This is a genomic window from Sphingobacterium hotanense (assembly GCF_008274825.1).
GTDB lineage: Bacteria > Bacteroidota > Bacteroidia > Sphingobacteriales > Sphingobacteriaceae > Sphingobacterium > Sphingobacterium hotanense.
On record NZ_CP030848.1, the window covers coordinates 1,621,389 to 1,638,739 of the forward strand.

15 protein-coding genes are annotated in these 17,351 nt (G+C 41.1%); 10 read left to right on the plus strand and 5 right to left on the minus strand.

The window, feature by feature from the left end; all coding sequences use genetic code 11:
- The 4 genes from DSM08_RS06720 to DSM08_RS06735 all read left to right on the plus strand — a co-directional run bounded on the left by DSM08_RS06720 (position 1) and on the right by DSM08_RS06735 (position 3,907).
- The gene (locus DSM08_RS06720) at positions 1 to 684 is read left to right on the plus strand and encodes a GDSL-type esterase/lipase family protein (RefSeq protein WP_149525437.1); all 684 of its coding nucleotides are present in this window, start codon (positions 1 to 3) and stop codon (positions 682 to 684) included.
- Positions 684 to 1,619, plus strand: a complete 936-nt coding sequence (locus tag DSM08_RS06725; RefSeq protein ID WP_149525438.1) for a DUF4434 domain-containing protein — start codon at positions 684 to 686, stop codon at positions 1,617 to 1,619. Before DSM08_RS06720 ends, DSM08_RS06725 begins: the two co-directional genes overlap by 1 nt.
- 9 nt (positions 1,620 to 1,628) lie before the next feature.
- Complete coding sequence (locus tag DSM08_RS06730; protein WP_149525439.1) at positions 1,629 to 2,804, plus strand: AGE family epimerase/isomerase; 1,176 nt, start codon at positions 1,629 to 1,631, stop codon at positions 2,802 to 2,804.
- A gap of 179 nt (positions 2,805 to 2,983) precedes the next feature.
- Positions 2,984 to 3,907: a bestrophin family protein gene (locus DSM08_RS06735; RefSeq protein WP_149525440.1), complete on the plus strand. Its 924-nt coding sequence runs from the start codon at positions 2,984 to 2,986 to the stop codon at positions 3,905 to 3,907.
- Positions 3,908 to 3,911: 4 nt separating this feature from the next.
- Here DSM08_RS06735 and DSM08_RS06740 read toward each other — a convergent pair whose 3' ends face one another.
- Positions 3,912 to 4,226: a hypothetical protein gene (locus DSM08_RS06740; RefSeq protein WP_149525441.1), complete on the minus strand. Its 315-nt coding sequence runs from the start codon at positions 4,224 to 4,226 to the stop codon at positions 3,912 to 3,914.
- Positions 4,227 to 4,496: 270 nt separating this feature from the next.
- On the opposite strand from DSM08_RS06740, the gene DSM08_RS06745 reads away from it, so the two are divergent.
- Together DSM08_RS06745 and DSM08_RS06750 are read left to right on the plus strand one after the other, a co-directional pair.
- The gene (locus tag DSM08_RS06745; RefSeq protein WP_149525442.1) at positions 4,497 to 6,170 is read left to right on the plus strand and encodes a glycoside hydrolase family 10 protein; all 1,674 of its coding nucleotides are present in this window, start codon (positions 4,497 to 4,499) and stop codon (positions 6,168 to 6,170) included.
- 444 nt (positions 6,171 to 6,614) lie between these two features.
- On the plus strand, positions 6,615 to 7,607 hold the full coding sequence (locus DSM08_RS06750) for a transposase (RefSeq protein WP_149524930.1): 993 nt from the start codon (positions 6,615 to 6,617) through the stop codon (positions 7,605 to 7,607).
- A 133-nt stretch (positions 7,608 to 7,740) separates the two neighbouring features.
- Here DSM08_RS06750 and DSM08_RS06755 read toward each other — a convergent pair whose 3' ends face one another.
- Positions 7,741 to 8,871 carry a glycerate kinase gene (locus DSM08_RS06755; protein ID WP_149525443.1) on the minus strand — a complete coding sequence of 377 codons (1,131 nt, stop codon included), beginning with the start codon at positions 8,869 to 8,871 and terminating at the stop codon, positions 7,741 to 7,743.
- On the minus strand, positions 8,871 to 9,851 hold the full coding sequence (locus tag DSM08_RS06760) for a 2-hydroxyacid dehydrogenase (protein WP_149525444.1): 981 nt from the start codon (positions 9,849 to 9,851) through the stop codon (positions 8,871 to 8,873). The genes DSM08_RS06755 and DSM08_RS06760 overlap by 1 nt, the downstream gene beginning before the upstream one ends.
- Before the next feature lie 327 nt (positions 9,852 to 10,178).
- Here DSM08_RS06760 and DSM08_RS06765 point away from each other — a divergent pair, with 327 nt between their 5' ends.
- On the plus strand, positions 10,179 to 10,694 hold the full coding sequence (locus tag DSM08_RS06765) for a YciE/YciF ferroxidase family protein (protein WP_246172505.1): 516 nt from the start codon (positions 10,179 to 10,181) through the stop codon (positions 10,692 to 10,694).
- Between the two features lie 624 nt (positions 10,695 to 11,318).
- Here DSM08_RS06765 and DSM08_RS06775 read toward each other — a convergent pair.
- Complete coding sequence (locus DSM08_RS06775; RefSeq protein ID WP_149525446.1) at positions 11,319 to 11,813, minus strand: RNA polymerase sigma factor; 495 nt, start codon at positions 11,811 to 11,813, stop codon at positions 11,319 to 11,321.
- Between the two features lie 502 nt (positions 11,814 to 12,315).
- Between DSM08_RS06775 and DSM08_RS06780 the strand changes: the two genes are divergently transcribed.
- Genes DSM08_RS06780 through ligD form a run of 3 tightly spaced genes read left to right on the plus strand, consistent with a single transcriptional unit; the run spans position 12,316 to position 16,599 of the window.
- On the plus strand, positions 12,316 to 13,395 hold the full coding sequence (locus DSM08_RS06780) for a sensor histidine kinase (RefSeq protein ID WP_149525447.1): 1,080 nt from the start codon (positions 12,316 to 12,318) through the stop codon (positions 13,393 to 13,395).
- 3 nt (positions 13,396 to 13,398) lie between these two features.
- Positions 13,399 to 14,058 carry a response regulator transcription factor gene (locus tag DSM08_RS06785; RefSeq protein WP_149525448.1) on the plus strand — a complete coding sequence of 220 codons (660 nt, stop codon included), beginning with the start codon at positions 13,399 to 13,401 and terminating at the stop codon, positions 14,056 to 14,058.
- 60 nt (positions 14,059 to 14,118) lie between these two features.
- Positions 14,119 to 16,599 (plus strand): DNA ligase D, encoded by a 2,481-nt coding sequence (gene ligD, locus DSM08_RS06790; RefSeq protein ID WP_149525449.1) that lies wholly within the window; start codon positions 14,119 to 14,121, stop codon positions 16,597 to 16,599.
- Here the strand turns inward: ligD and ku are convergent.
- Positions 16,596 to 17,351, minus strand: a complete 756-nt coding sequence (gene ku / locus DSM08_RS06795; RefSeq protein WP_149525450.1) for a non-homologous end joining protein Ku — start codon at positions 17,349 to 17,351, stop codon at positions 16,596 to 16,598. The genes ligD and ku overlap by 4 nt on opposite strands.

Sequence of the window (17,351 nt, forward strand, 5' to 3'; positions counted from 1 at the left end):
ATGAGAGCTAGTTTTTTATTGCTGACAATCCTGTTTTGTTTCACTACAGCATCCGCGCAGGAGAAAAAGGATGTGAGTCGTGATAGCTCATATAATAATTGGTACTATGAGTCGCGTGAGAAGTTGTATCAAGGATTAAAGAACACAAAAACTGATATTGTTTTCTTCGGTAATAGCATAACAGAGCGCGGTCCTTGGCAAGAGCTTATTGCCGGAAAACATAGAATTGGAAACCGCGGAATCGGAGGGGATAATACCTTCGGAATGAAGGCACGGGTTGCCGATGTCGTCAAGAAGAAACCGAGCAAGATATTTTTGATGATGGGAATAAACGATATTGGAAGAGGCTTGCCAACAGCCTGGTCGCTTAAGAATTATGAAGAGATCATTCTGTTAATCAAAAAGCATAGTCCTAAAACAAAAATATATGTGCAGAGTACTTTGCCAATGAACGATGACTTATTGAAATATGATTATCTAAAAGGCAAAGCGCAGCTGATCAGAGACTTAAATGCAGGGATTCAAAAGCTTGCTACCACCCACAATTTAACGTATGTTGATCTGAGCGATGTACTTGGCGAGAATGATATCCTAAACAAAAACTATACTTCAGATGGAATACATATCAATACGGATGGTTACATCCGTTGGGTGGACTATCTGAAAGCTAAGAAATATTTATAATGAGAATTACAGGAACTTTTATCGACGAAATTAGCCATGATATTCCCCATCAAAACTGGGGAAGAGCTGAGTGGGATCAAGATTTTGCCCACATGAAATCCATAGGTATAGATACGGTGATTATGATTCGCAGTGGATATCGTCGTTTCATCACTTATCCATCCCCCTGGTTGCAGAAGGAGTATGGCTGCTATGCGCCTAGTGAGGATCTCGTAGAGATGTTTCTCCAACTAGCTGAAAAACATGGTTTGAAATTCTATTTCGGCTTATACGATAGTGGACGATATTGGGATTCTGGAAACATGCAACATGAGATTGACGCTAACCGATACGTCATTGAAGAAGTGTGGTCGAAATATGGGCACTATTCGAGTTTCGGCGGATGGTACCTGAGTATGGAAATCAGTAGAAAAACGAAAGGGGTGGCGGCTGCATTCCGAGTATTAGGTGAACAATGTAAAAGTGTGAGTAATAATCTACCAACGTTAATTTCACCTTGGATAGATGGCAAGAAAGCGGTAATGGCATCTTCGGCCACCCTTTCCAAATCTGATGTCGTTTCTCTGCAAGAACATGAACGCGAATGGGATGAGATCTTTCATGAAATACATCATGCCGTAGATGCGGTAGCTTTTCAAGATGGACACATCGACTATCATGAACTTGAAGACTTTTTTACTGTGAATAAGAAACTTGCGGACCGTTACGGAATGCAGTGCTGGACAAATGCTGAATCTTTCGATAGAGACATGCCAATAAAGTTCCTCCCAATAAAATTCGAAAAACTGAGACTAAAGTTAGAGGCTGCACGTAAAGCGGGATACGATAAAGCGATTACGTTTGAGTTCTCGCATTTTATGAGTCCTCAGTCTGCATACTTGCAGGCTGGACATTTATTTAATCGCTATAAAGAATATTTAGAAAAATTGAAATAAGCAAAAGATATGATGGATTTTGTGAATAAATATAAACAGGAATTGCTGCAGAATGTCCTTCCATTTTGGACGAAGAATTCGAACGATAATGAATATGGAGGATTTTTCACCTGTTTAGACCGTGAGGGGGGAGTGTTTGATACAGATAAATTTATGTGGTTGCAGGGGCGCCAAATTTGGACGATGGCAACCATGTACAACGAAGTTGAACCAAAGACCGAATGGAAGGAGATGGCGCTTCAGGGAGCAGAATTCATTTTGAAGAATGGTCGCGACGAAAATGGAGACTGGTATTTTGCCTTAGATCGCTATGGAAAACCTTTGGTTCAGCCATATAATATCTTCTCAGATTGTTTCGCAACAATGGGTTTGGCTGCGCTTTACAAGATAGAGAAAAATGATCACTATGCTGATGTTGCTGTTAGTACGTTTAACCGCATTCTCGAACGTAGAGACAATCCAAAAGGAAAATTTAATAAGCAATATCCAAACTCGCGCTCCTTGAAAGGATTTTCATTGCCGATGATTCTAAGTAACCTTGCGCTTGAGTTAGAGCATATCATCGACAAGCGAACCGTTGATCAACTTATCGACGAGGTGATGCATGAAGTAATGGACGTTTTCTACCAAAACGATACCGGTTTGATTATGGAGAGCGTGAATCTTGATGGCTCTTTTTCAGACACGTTCGAAGGAAGGTTAGTAAATCCGGGACACATTATCGAAGCGATGTGGTTCATGATGGATCTTGCTATCAGAAGAGAGGATGCCGATTTAATGAATCGATGTATTGACGTCGCCATTCGAGCATTGAACTACGGTTGGGACCAACAATTTGGGGGCATCTTGTACTTCAAAGATATTCTTGATAAGCCTTTACTACAGTTGGAATGGGATCAAAAATTATGGTGGGTTCACTTAGAAGCACTGGTATGTATGGCGAAAGGCTATGCCTATACTGGTCGACAAGATTGTAAAGAGTGGTTCGAAAAGTTAGACGCATATTCTTTTAGTAGATTTAGCGATCCGGAATATGGAGAATGGTATGGTTATCTAAATAGACAAGGCGAACCTTTGTTGACCTTGAAAGGTGGGAAATGGAAAGGCTGTTTCCATGTGCCAAGAGCGCTATACAAGATATACAGCACACTGGAGCAAACAGAAAATGCATTATTCGTGCGATAGATTTCCCATACATAAGTTTAATTAGTTTTCAATAAATCCCCGACTAAAAATCGGGGATTTTTATAATGTTGCTGAATAGCAATTGCCCCATCCCTCTAACCCGTTCCCAACAACGCTTTCCATTTAAAAAGATGGTATATTTGGTCTTATCAAATCAAAATACCGAGGAGAGTAGAATTATGATTATACGCAAAAAGGAAAATTGGTTCAGAATGTTGTTTATTTGGGAAGGTTCTGTTCTTCCACGCGTTTTGCCTCGCCTTATTTTACTGTTTTTTCTGTCGGTGGCTGTCGTCTATTTTCATGGGACGTTACTGAGTTATAAAGTCCCATTGGATGCAACACCTTTTACGCTATTTGGCTTCGTATTAGCCTTGTTTCTAGGCTTCCGTAATAATGCGAGTTATGAGCGCTTTTGGGAGGGCAGAAAACTCTGGGGCTCGTTATTAAATGTTTCCAGAGCGCTTACGCGGCAAGTCGCAACTTTGACAAACGGCAGAATTGATCAAAATGAACTATTGGTTTTTGTTCGAATAAACAGTGCGTTCAATTTCGCTCTCAAACATCAGTTACGTGGTACGGATGCGAGCAGCGATCTTGAATCCCGATTATCGCCAGAACTATTCGCAATTGCTAAAGTCTCAAAGTATAAGCCAGCGGTAATCATGCAATTCATGGGAGAATGGATTCAAAATCTAAAACAAAGGAATATCATCGACAGTATTCAGCAGGCTCGAATCGATCAAAATATTGATAAGCTCTCGGATATACTGGGCGGCTGTGAAAGAATTGCTTCAACCCCAATCCCGTTCAGTTATTCCGTTTTGCTTCATCGCACAGTTTATATTTATTGTTTCCTATTACCCTTCGGGTTGGTCGACAGCTTGAGTTGGTTTACTCCATTTATCGTATCCTTTATCGCCTATACTTTTGTCGCCTTTGAAGCCATTGCTGATGAAATCGAAGAGCCATTCGGAAATGAGGCTAATGATCTTGCGTTAAGTACTATGAGCACAATGATTGAAGAAACCTGCTTGGAAATGTCAGGAAAGCCGGTGGATAGCAACGATTTGAATGATGCGCATATGAATGTGATACACTAATGTGTTAGGCACCATTTAATGCATCTTTCGCTAGGTTTAATTCATTGTTGATGTATTGGTCAATTAAAGGAAATACTTGCTGTTGATTTCTTGCATCTTGCTTTTTTAGATCAAATATTTTAAAGACTAAACTATCCTTCGGATAATTCTCGTTGTTCATAAGTTTCATGAGCTCCTCTCGATTTTGTTGATCGTTTCGAAAAACAGATATGATGATGGAGTCTGCTGGAACGTTTTTAAGGGCGTTCGGTGCTTGCGCTTTCGCCAAATAGATTGCCCCTAGAGACAATAGAACCTTAGAAAATACTTTTATCATCATCGTTACATAGCGTTTATGGATGATTGAAGATAAAGAATTGAGATTTTGCAACAATTGTAAAGCGGTGAAACAGGGAGATTTAGCGGAGAATCAGGGAAGGAGATAGGTGTATGCTCCAATAGTGCATTAAAACAGCTACATTTTCGCTTTAGTGTTTTTTTATTCTTGGACAAGGTAAGTACAGGACAGTTCCCTCATCTCAATTAACTATTATTGTATTACAAGCTCCAAAGGAGCTTCTGAGATTAACCCTCTCAAAAACATTTAATAATGACAATCAACCTAAACCACAAGGCCCTTTTAACGTCCTTTTTTGCTGTTCTTTTCTTTTTCGGATTCACTTCCTTTCAAGAACCCAAAGAACAGCAAAAGGCGAAGGGTTTTCGTATTATCCATAACAACGACGGCACTGATGCTCTAGCCAACATGTGGTTTAATCGCAAGGCTAACCTCTCTCGCGCAGATATTAACCGTTATGTCGATATCGTAGCAGACAGCAAGGTTGTTACTACCTACATGATGTGTACCGGTAGCGACTTTGTCTATTACCGTTCCAAATACGAACGCACCTTTGGCGATGACCTTAACGGTACCCTATCCTGCAACAAAAGTACCGCCGAGCGCGATGCCTTTAAACACTATTACAACAACTTCCTCAGCCTTGAAAAAGAAGGCACAGACATCATAGACGCCTCACTGACCCGTGCTAAAGAACGCGGAATGGAAGCCTTTATCAGCTTCCGCGTCAATGATCTTCATTTTGCAGATACATCCAGCAATTGCCGGGTATCCTATCCCGACTTCTGGTACAACAATCCACAGTATTATACTGGCGATCCTACCCAAGGTATGAATAGTGCGCAGGCATTAGATTTTACTCACGATGAAGTTCGTCAGCATAAGTTAAATCTTATCCGCGAACAGCTAGAAAAATATCCACAGATCGATGGCTATGATCTAGACTTTATGCGTTTCATCGTGCTGTTCAAAACAGGAGATGGACCTGCAAAATCTCATTTGATTACTTCCTTTGTGAAATCGGTACGTCTGATGGTCGACTCTGTTTCGGCCGTTCGGAAAAAGGATATTCTGTTATCTGTTCGTGTTCCTATAACGGTGGAAGGATGCTTGGAGAAAGGCATCGACATTCGCGAATGGCATCGACAGGGGTTAGTGGATTTCATTTCTATTGGTGCGCATTGGCGAGGTGAAACGGCGACGCCAATTGCCAAATTCAAAAAAGATTTATTTCAAGGCTTTAAAAAGACGATACCAGTTTACGGATCCATCGATGATGGCGGATATCAGCCGCGCGAATTCTTTTCCGAAGGCATGTATCGTGGAATGGCATCCCATATTCTTGGTCAGGGCGGCGATGGTTTGTACCTCTTTAATTTTTATTTCGAAAACGACGGAAAAGTAGATTATGCTAAAGCGCTAAATGAAAGCGGCTTGGTGAATAGAACCAGATCACAACGATTATTGACTGATTTAGGCGACCCGACATTGTTAGCCAACCGAAATAAGATCTATTGCGCCTCCGACGGAGTGACGAATGCCTATGGCGTTTTACAAATAGCCGACTTACCCATGGCATGCGGAAATGGCAAAAAAAGCAATATCGGAATCTTCGTAAGCGATGCGCCCGATAGCAAGAACCTTCAATCTCGACTTCTGTTTCTCCGTACGGATAAAATGGCAAGGATGGACCTCAGTGTCAATGGTAAAGAAGTAAAACCTTTAGACAGCAGCTTTGCCCTTAAATACGATAGAATTAAAGGTCTGCAAGATGGAGAAGAAGTATATGTTTATGAAATTCCGAATAACACCCTATTAAAAGGCGATAATCAAGTAACTGTCGTCTCTAAGGGCGGAATATTTATCGTGAAGCGTTTAGAAATTGCACTGAACTATGGCGATGTGCAAAAGCATGGATATTTTTAATTAATAAAGATCGTTTTTGTTTCAATCATGTGATGTTTTGTCGGCTGCAAATTCAAGATTTGCGGCCGATTTTTATAATAGAGGTTAGACATTAGACATTAGATATCAGACATTAGATATGAGACATTAGAAGGGCGTCAATATCTGAAGGAGTAGTTTGTTTTGAAAAGAATGAAAGTTTGTTTTGAACCTTTGGTTTAAACAGAGAGTAATTGATGAATAAATACTTAATAGAAGATATAAGGTATTACCTAACGGAAGCGTTAGGATGAATAAGGCAGGTTGAACATTATTTTGAAGTAGTCGTTAAGGACTTTTCCTGGTATCTGTGCCTACCTTATTCATTGCCTAAGGCCAAACTAGAATAGTTTTATTATCAAAGGTACTTCAAAGGTACTAGGTAACGGGCAATTTTTCAATCATTTACATTAAAAAGTTTAGATCATGAAAAAAGATCGTATTACCTTAGGTGTCGACGTTTCTAAGAAGACATTGGACATCTGCCATTGGGGCACACATGATTTCATTAAGATCGAGAACAACAGTTCGGGATTTAAGCAATTGGCAAAGTGGATGCGAGGGAAAGGTTTTGTATCAAGCCAAGTCTTCTTCATCATGGAATATACTGGTGGATATGAATATAGATTCCTGCAGTATTGCGAGTCAAAAGGTCTTTCGTATACACGCAAATCTGGTCTAGAGATCAAGAAGTCGATGGGCATGGTCCGTGGCAAGAGCGATAAGCAAGACTCCTTTAGGATTGCCCAGTATGGGGAAGAAAAGGCTTATATGCTCGAACCAAGCGGTAAATTGAATTCTACAATATTTGATCTTAAGCAGCTGATCTCCTTTCGTAAACGTCTAGTGAGAGAGATGGCCGGTTACAAAGCGAGCAGCTCTGAGCGCAAGGCGATGTACGGGAAAGACGCAGGGAAGGTGATCCTGAAGGTCAGTAAAACAATGATAGATGTTTATAAGAAAGAGATCTACAGAGTAGAACGAGAAATCTTACAGCTCATCGAAAGCGATGAATCGCTCAACAGGAACTATCAGATCCTCAAAAGCGTCAAAGGGATAGGCCCGGTCAATGCCTGGATGACGATCGTTTATACGGAGAATTTCAAGGCTTTTACCGATCCCCGAAAATACGCTGTCTATGCCGGTGTGATACCATTTGAGCACACTTCTGGGACCAGTATTCGCGGTCGAAAGCGAGTCTCGCATATGGCCAACAAGGCCATAAAGCAGGAGTTGAACCAAGCGGCAAAGATTGCCATTACACATGACAAGACGCTCCGAGAATATGCGCAACGGAAGCTCACAACCAAAGCTTACCCGTTGGTCTTGAACAATGTGAAATTCAAGCTGATTTTGATCATGTTTTCCTTGATCGGACGACAGGAGATGTATCGGGAAGATTATCATTATGCAGCGTGATAGAAAAAATATTAAAGAAAATTTGCATATGTCAAAAACCTAGAATACCAGGAAAGGAAGGATGCAAGGATGAACAGGATCCTGCTAATCCTTTCATCCTTTATTTCCTAGTTCAAGACACTTCTTCTCTAAATCAACGACTCAATAATAAGCCCAACTGCTTAGCTGTTCTCGTCAAATTATCGGCGGTATGTTGTATAGCATCTTCCAAGTCCTCCGGACGATTACCGATTGATAGCAATGCTGCAAAATAGTCCTGTAACTTTTCGTCAATCTCTAATGGGATATTTCCCGCCAGGCCAATTATGGGTTTATTGTGCTTGCGTGCCAGTTCGGCTAAAACTACCGGTGCTTTTCCTTCCAAGGATTGCGAGTCTATGCTGCCTTCGCCGGTAATTACCCAATCGACATTCTTTACCTGATCTTCAATCTTCGTGAGTTCGAAAAAATATGCCGCTCCTTTCTTTATGTCGGCATTTAAGAATACTATAAAAGCGGCGCCAAGTCCGCCGGCGGCCCCGCCTCCAATCACTGAATTCAAAGATTTTCCAATGATCTCCTCCGTTAATTTATCGAAATAGCCCAAGAACGCTTCTAGTGCTTTCACATCCTCAGGACTAGCTCCTTTCTGGGGGCCAAATACTGCTGCCGCACCATCAGCTCCCAACAACTTGTTCTCTACATCGCATAGCACAGTGAAACGTGCATCCTGACTGATCCTTTTAAGCTTGTCGAGAGAGAAACTTTTTATGTCTCTATAGTTCTTCGATGTCGCATTGATCGCTTTTCCGGCTTTGTCTAAAAACTCCATACCCAATGCCTGCAACATCCCAATTCCTCCGTCAACGCTCGCTGAACCACCCAGGCAGATGATAAAATCCAAAACACCCTGATCCAGATTATATTTGATCAGCTCGCCGAGGCCGTAGCTGCTCGATTCAATAGGGCTACGCAACTTGCCGCTAATCGATTTAAAGCCCGTGGTTTCTGCAACCTCTATAATCGCAGTTTTGCCCTTGTCTAGCAATGCATAGCTCGCTTCCGTATCCTGCAAATAGACACCCTTCACAGCGCGCTTTTCCATTTTGCCCTTTAGATGCTTGCTAAGCAAATAGGATGTGTGGTCACCGCCATCTGCAATGGGAAACTTGATTAGCTCAGCTTGAATTTTGCTAGCCTTCAACCCCGTTTCAATTGCTTGGGCGACTTCTTCTGCTGTAAGCGCCCCTTTAAAACTATTGGGTGCAATTAGTATTTTCTTCATTAGGATTTCTCGTAAACCTCAGGGTTTAGGCAAGTAGGCATCGGTTTCCCATCCACAAAAGCGACGATGTTTTCCGCTGCAGTTCGGGCCATTCCTCCACGAGCTTCCACCGTTGCAGAACCAATATGTGGCAACACGCATACGCGCTCTAGCTTCAATAATGGATTGTCGGGCAACATAGGTTCCGGATCCGAAACATCCAAGCCTGCACCCCAGATACGTTCTGATTGCAACGCTTCGTAAAGATCTTCTTCATTGATAAATCCGCCGCGAGCGGTATTGACCAATATGGCATTTGGCTTCATCTGCTGGAAAACGCTGGCGTCGAATTTACCGTGGTGCTCAGGAGCGTAATTTGCATGTATCGATAGTACATCAGACTGCTGCAGCAACTCCTCAAAGGAAACATATTTTGCGTCTACTTGCTTCTCTAAATCCGGATGTTGATTGCGGTTATGGTAAATGATATTCATCTGGTAGGCAGCTTTACATTTTAGCGCCATCTCTAGACCGATCCGCCCCAACCCAAAAATGCCGAGCGTTTTTCCGTATAGCTCTTGCCCTAGATTAGCAATCGGATTAAAATATTTAAATCGAACGCCAAGACGCACCTGGTTGGTATGAAAGGACGCCAGTCGAGATACCATTAACATCAATAAGAACGCTATATCCGAAGTTGCTTTGCTCAGCACATCGGGCGTGTTGGAGACAGGGATGCCTCTCCGCGTAGCTTCCTCCAAATCAACCTGATCGTACCCTACCGAAAACAAGGATACTGCCTTTACCGATGGACATAAATCAAAAAACTGCTTATCGATTTTATAAGCACCGATATTCAGAATTGCATCGCACTGCTGGCAGTAGCCGATCCATTCGTCATAGCTAATCTCCGGGTTTTCCGGCATCAGCATGCCGATACCAGAATCTGCTAATATCTTCATGCCATCCTCAGGAATTAATTTGTTGATAAAGATCTTCATCGTTTGAATATTTTGAGCGTTGGTTAGATTATCTGAATGTACAAAAAAATGGAGACAATTCTTAGCTAATTCCTGAAAAAGGCAAAGCAGGTATCTTTAAAAACGACGATTGCTAAACGACAGTACAGGCGTGGTAAGCTACTGTAGATTGAAGTATAAAGGCCGAATGTTGCCAGGTAATTCTACCTGCTTGCTTGCGCACTTTATTGCCGCGGAGTAGGTACTAGTACCTGATTCGAAATTTGGGTTAACCAATGGGGAGAAAACCTGTTCAGTAGGTAACAATAATTAAAACTCTTCGTAAACAACAAAATGAAAGGAAAAATTATGAGCAAAAAGATGAATCAAAATGGTGAGAAAATGCCTAATGCGCATTTGCATGAGTTAATGGTAGACGAACTGAAAGACATTTACAATGCCGAGAGACAACTGCTGGCAGGCTTAAAGAAATTAGTCTCATCAGCAGAGGGAGAAGAGTTGAAGAATGCCTTTAAAGAGCATTTACAGGAAACCGAAGGACAGATTGACAAGCTCAAGCAAGTGTTTCAGCTACTCGATCTTCCGGCACGTGGTAAGAAATGTAAAGCAATGGAGGGCTTATTGAATGAAGCCGATGAAATCATGAGCGAGTTCGAAGGAAGTGAAGCCTTAGATGCGGCTCTTGTTGCTGCAGCACAGAAAGTAGAACACTATGAAATTGCAACCTATGGTTCCCTAGCCACCTATGCCAAGTTGATGCAGCATGATGATGTAGCAGCAATTTTTGCAGAGATTCTTGAACAAGAAAAGAATGCCGACGAAAAACTTACGCAGGTTGCTATGTCAAAAGCTAACAAAAAATAGCGAAGAATAATCAGGACGTATCCGACCTTCGACAGAAGATAAATCCTTTTTAATTAAATCAAACCCCTATCAAAGCCCTTTCAAAAAGGTTATGATAGGGGTTTGTATTGGGTTTGAAAGGGTTATGAATTGGGTTTGAGTAAAAGCAGTCTGGTAGATGTTAGATGTTAGATATTAGATGTTAGACATTAGAGTATGTTTTCTAGTATTGTCTTGGCTTCTTGTCTTGTCTTCTTGTCTTGTCTTGTGTTGTCTTCTTGTATTGTATTGTATTGTATTGTATTGTATTGTATTGTATTGTATTGTATTGTATTGTATTGTATTGTATTGTATTGTATTGAACCAGGAAAGAAAGGATTTTAGGATGAACAAGATCCTGCTGATCCTTAAATCCTTTCTTTCCTGGTTCAAAGACAAAATAGCCTGCCAATCCTTGAATCCTTTCTTTTCTGGTTCAAAGACAAAACATCCTGCCAATCCTTGAATCCTTTTCTTCCTGGTTCAAAGACAAAACATCCTGCCATTCCTTCAATCCTTTCTTTCCTGGTTCAAAGGTTTCAAAAACAAAGGCGCCTGATCGGCGCCCTCTATTTGTCTAACATCTAAAATCTAACATCTAACATCTTACACCGCGTAAACTCGTAGCTTCTTTTTCAAGATCTTTCGAATGGTATGTATCCGGGTTTTGATGGTGCCTTCTTTTATGTTCATATGTTCTGCAATCTCATAGTATTTAAAGCCTTCTAGATACATGCTTATAATCTTGTAATTTTCTTCAGATAGCGTATGTAGGGCATCCTGCACATCCTTCACTACAAAATCTGATTCTGCTTTATTCTTAATCTTGCTGTTGGATGATTGTGTGTAGGTAATTTCCTTTTCGGCGATTCGGTGTATGGCTTCACGACGATATTTGTTGAGGTAGATGTTTTTCATAATCACATAAAGCCACGAAACTAGCTTTGGGTGATTAACGAATTTTTCTAATGACTTTAGTGAGCGAATAAATGTCTCCTGTACCAAATCTTCTTTTTCGAAAGGATCATTCGTGAAATTGTTCGCTAGCCGTTTGAGTATCGGCGAGTTTTCTGAGATAGTGGAATTTAGGGTCGTTTTCATATCTAGTAGTCTTATAGTGTTTAATTGATGTATAGATATAACGTATTGATTTAGAGTATGTTTTTCAGATTTTCGATGCTAATTTAAAATGGGTATAAATACCCGCAGACCGTATAAACTACCGATTCAGTCGACATCAGGTCAATTAGCGATAGAAGTTCGCCTATGGCCGATTAGAGGAGTCTTTTTGTTGATTATTAATTAAATAACAAAATAAGTAGGAATTAATAAGCGTTATAGTAGACTTAAGCTTTTTAAATTGGTTGAATTATAGCAGTTATTTTGCGTGAAATACCTGAAATAGGCTTATTAATACGGAAAACGTTTGAATCGAGCATCTGGGTGTGGATTCTAAGAGATTATTTTCCGTATTTTTAAGAGTTTTAGTAGGATAATGATTTTCTTATCTTATAAAAACTGCCAAAAAAAGGGAATGTCGTGATCTCCCTTATCTACCAATTTAGAGTATTAAATTGTATAACACACTGTACTATTCTTTAACATGCTACCGCTTGAGGAAAACAACTTGAACAATGACTTCAATATGAAGCAATACTCGCTCTTTGATGAGGAGTCGCAAAAAACGATGTTGAATATTGATCTTTTCTTTAAAGACGGGCCTTTCGCTTATGTCTTTCTCGATAAGTTTTTTCAGGTTTTTCGTATCAACGACCGCTTTTTGAAGCTTTTTGGCCAGCATCATCCACAGATCCTCGGACGTCATATTTTCGAGTTTTTAGATGGCGAGGATGCGTTAAAACTAAAAGCAGTATTCGAGAACCGAGACTGTTTGTACGATCCGCTTATTCTCTCTTTAAAATTTATTCAGAAAGACAATAACTTCTTGGCCGTGGACACCTATGTCAAGAAGTTTATGAATCAGTTTGATGAGGATCAATATTGTCTGCTGATGTTTGATAAGGGATTCTACCCAGACCCAAATTGGATAGAGGGAAAAAAGGAATTATACAAGACAATCATCGAAACGCAAGAGCAGGAACGCATCCGTATCGGCCAGCAACTACATGATAGTGTTGCGCAAATACTATATGCTATTCGTTTAAATTTACAACATATCGTATCCGAGAACGACGTTCTAGCAGGAGATATTGCGCCCATAAAAAAGATGTTGAACGACGCCATCTTTCAGGTCCGTAATATCTCGGTAGATCTTGTGCCTTCCGTATTGCATGATTTTGGCCTTAAAGCCGCCATACTATCGATGTGCGAGCGGGTTTCTACTTCCGATTTTCATGTGAAATGCTATATCTGTGAAGATCAAGAAGGACTGGATAAGGATTTTTTACTGGTCGTCTACCGCGTTATTCAGGAACTGTTAAACAATTCAATGAAACATTCTTCGGCCAGTCAGGTTATTGTAAAGACAAGATGCGATGCCGAACAAGTCAATATCGAAGTTACCGACAATGGTGTTGGATTTCAAGCAAAGCTGGAAGAAAGCCTTAGAAATGGTATTGGTTTGCAAAGTATAAAAAGTCGGGTAGAGCGTTACGATGGTACTCTGGAAATTCGGGATCTAGAGGAAGGAACACAGGTGAAAGTGACATTAAAAATAAAATAGAGAATGGCAGAGGTGAAGATATTATTAGCGGAAGATCATTTGGTCGTTAGAAACGGGATCAAGTTATTACTCGACTCGCAGCAAGACTTCCAAGTTATCGGAGACGTCAATAATGGGAGAGAGGTATTAGACTTATTAGATAATGGTTTGGCGGTCGATGTTATCATTACAGACATCGGGATGCAGGAAGTTGATGGACTGCAGTTGATTCGTGAGGTAAGCGAACGTTATCCACATATAAAAGTACTTGTTTTAACGATGTTAGATTGTGATCAACATGTGGCTCGAGCGTTTGAATATGGTGCAAAAGGATATTTGATCAAAAATGTGGGTGCCGAAGAAATGCTGTTTGCTATTCAGCATGTGATGCGCGGTGGGCGATATTTGTGTGAAGAGCTATCAATGGGCTTTATTGAAAAAGCGATCGTAAGAAACAACAATCAGCCTGTCAACTTAGATCCTACAGAACTCGATTTAACCTCAAGAGAGCTGGAAGTGCTGGAATTATTGGGTGAGGGATATACTAATTTAGAAATTTCTAAAAAGTTATTCCTGAGCAAAAGAACAGTGGAAGGCCATAGACAGAATTTGATTGATAAGACGAAATCGAAAAACACGCCAGCGCTGATTAAATTTGCTGTGCAGAATGGTTTGATCCACTAAGATTCCTTATTTAGAATTTACCACAAACTATCGCGCTATTGTCTTGTTCTTTAATCAGCTATGGCAGATTTAAAGAAATATCAACAGAAGCGCGACTTTTCGGTTACCAGCGAACCGGAAGGGCGGACAGAAAATACGAAGGCAAAAGCAAAGAAACTAACCTTTGTTGTGCAACGACATCACGCCAGCCGACTACATTATGATTTTCGCTTGGAATTGGATGGCGTATTAAAGAGCTGGGCGGTGCCTAAAGGTCCTTCCTTAAATCCGAAAGACAAACGCCTCGCAGTACAGGTTGAGGACCATCCCGTGAGCTATGCGACTTTTGAGGGGAGTATTCCTAAGGGCAATTATGGCGCCGGTACGGTTTCTATTTTCGATGAAGGGACTTATGATTTTGTCGAAAGCAAAAATGCAAAAACATTCTTGGAAGACCTGGAAAAGGGTTCTATTAAATTTCATCTTCATGGTAAGCGGCTGAAAGGCGAGTTTGCATTGGTGCGCATGCATACGGGAGAAGGAAACAACTGGTTGCTGATCAAGCATAAGGACGAATTTTCTACGGACAAGGCTTTTGATGCGGAGAAGCTGATTGATAAGGCGATAGTAGAGGAGGGGAAGGCCTTTAAAAAAGAAAGCGCGGCAGCCAGAAAGACAACTACAAAATCAGCTACAGCCAAATCAAAGGATATCGCCAATAAGCCTAAACCCATGCTGGCGAAACTGGCGGCTGACTTGCCGGATGGTGATGAATGGCTATATGAGAAGAAGTTTGACGGCTTTCGATCGATCGCTGTCTGCTTGGGCAATAAAGTAAAATTACTTTCCAGAAACTCCAACAGTCTGGATGCTAAGTTTCCAAGCCTGGTCAAGGAATTGAATAAAATAAAGCGAGACTGTGTACTGGACGGGGAGATTGTAATCGAAGACAAAAGCAAGCAAGCACATTTTCAGCTTTTACAGTCGGGAGAGCCTATACCAAGAAATCTAGAGCTTCACTATTATGTGTTTGATATTTTAGAATTAGACGACGTAGATCTTCGATCGTACGATTTACTGCAAAGAAAAGAGATTTTGGAACTGCTGCTCAAAAAGGCCAATCTTCCGAAAATTCTATTCGTCGAAAGCCTCAATATGAATAGGGAAAAGAGCATACAGGAAGCGGAATCGCAACATTGGGAAGGGTTGATTGCCAAACGGAAGGATAGCAGTTATCTGGAAGATAAGCGCAGCAGTTCTTGGTTGAAATATAAATTAAGAAATACACAAGAAGCCGTGATCTGTGGCTTTACCGAACCTCAGGGTTCCAGATTAGGTTTCGGAGCCTTGGTGTTAGGTGCATATGATCGAGGGAAGCTGAAGTATATTGGCAATTGCGGAACTGGATTCAACGATTCCTTGCTGAAGGATCTGCATAAAGAATTTTCGAAGCTTAGCACAAAGACGAAACCTTTCGATAAGACAGTAAAAGTTGCGAATGAACGACTAGTGACTTGGCTAGAGCCTACATTAGTATGTGATGTTTATTACTCGGAATGGACAAAGGATAAGCATTTACGGCATCCTGTATTTAAAGGCTTGAGAACAGATAAGGCAGCAGAAGAAACAAAACTGGAAATTGTAGAGGCGAAAGCGATGGAAAAGGAGCGTATTGTTAAGTTCGGGAAGAAGGAAGTGAAGCTAACGAATCAGGATAAGATATACTGGCCAGATGAGGGTATCCGCAAAGGAGATATGATTGCGTACTATGAAGAAATGGGCGATTTTATACTACCCTATGTGAAAGATAGGCCGATTTCGATGAATCGATTTCCGAATGGGATAAAAGGCAAGAGTTTTTTTCAAAAAGATGTAGAGCCCGATCAGCTTCCATCTTGGGTGAAAATAGCACCAATGTTTTCGAAGAGCAACAATAGCACGATAGACTATCTTCTATGCAATGATTTGGCGAGCTTGCTTTTTATCGCTAACCTTGGTTCGATTGAAATCAATCCCTGGTTATCAACTTATAAGAAGCCCGATAAGCCTAAATTTGCAGTTTTGGACCTAGATCCTAATGGCGCTGACTTCGACGAGCTAAAGGCAGTTGCACGAACCTCTAAAGAGGTGTTCGATAAAGCTGGGGTTCCAGCATTTATTAAAACCTCTGGATCCACTGGTTTTCATATTTTCTTGCATGTCAATGAGCGTTACGATTATGAGGTCGTTCGCGACTTTATCCAATTTGTTGCTCAGCTTGTCCAAGATCAGCATCCGGATACGACCAGTTTGGTGCGCGATCCGAAAAAACGGGAGGGGATGATCTATCTGGACTTTCTTCAAAATCGACAAGGGCAAACCATTGCTGCGCCGTATTCATTGCGTCCGAAACCGATGGCAACGGTAAGTACACCGATTACTTGGGAAGAGCTGGATGAGGATATACAAATAGCCGACTTTACCATTGATACAGTGCCCGAACGAGTAAAAGCAATTGCCGACCCTTGGGCAGAGCTGATGAATAGTAAAGTCGATATTAAGAAAGCACTTGGCAACTTCTAAGCAAGGCTTGCTTTTAGTTTTTCTAATAGGTCGGATGCTTTGGTATTCTCCACATTGATCTTTCGGATGGTTGCGCGCTTTCCCTTACTTTTCTGTTGTATAATCTTCAGCAATTCTTTGCTGTATTCATTTTTGAACGCCGAGATATCGAAGGGTCTGCTATTGGCTTTGATCAGCTGCATCGCCATATCCATTTCTTCTTTTTTGATCTTCACCGACCCACTATCTTTCAGATCTTCCGTGCTTCTAATTTCTTCTTCAAAGCGAAGCTTGTTGAGTACAAGAATATTGTCTGATGGTTTGATGATCGCCAGGTTTTCCACGTTGCGCATCACAAAGGTTCCTAAGCCTGCGGTTTTGCTCTTCTCCAATGCTTTCAACAAAAGCTGATAAGCTTTCTCTCCGGATTTCTGAGGCTCCAGATAGTAAGGCGTATCGAAATATACGCTATCCACCTCCTGAATCTTGACGAAAGACTGAAGGTTGATCATCTTATTCTTTTCTGGCATGGCATCTTCGAAATCTGCGTCTTCCAGTACGACGTACTTGTCTTTAAGCATATAGCCCTTGACAATGTTTTCCCACGCAACCTCTTTTCCGGTTTTCTCATTCACACGCTTGTATTTAATATTCGCTTGATCCTTTCGATCCAGCATATCTAAATCCAAGCTGCTCGATTGTGTTGCGCTGTATATCTTTATCGGAATATTCACCAATCCGAATCCTATTGCTCCTGTCCAAATTGCTCTCAT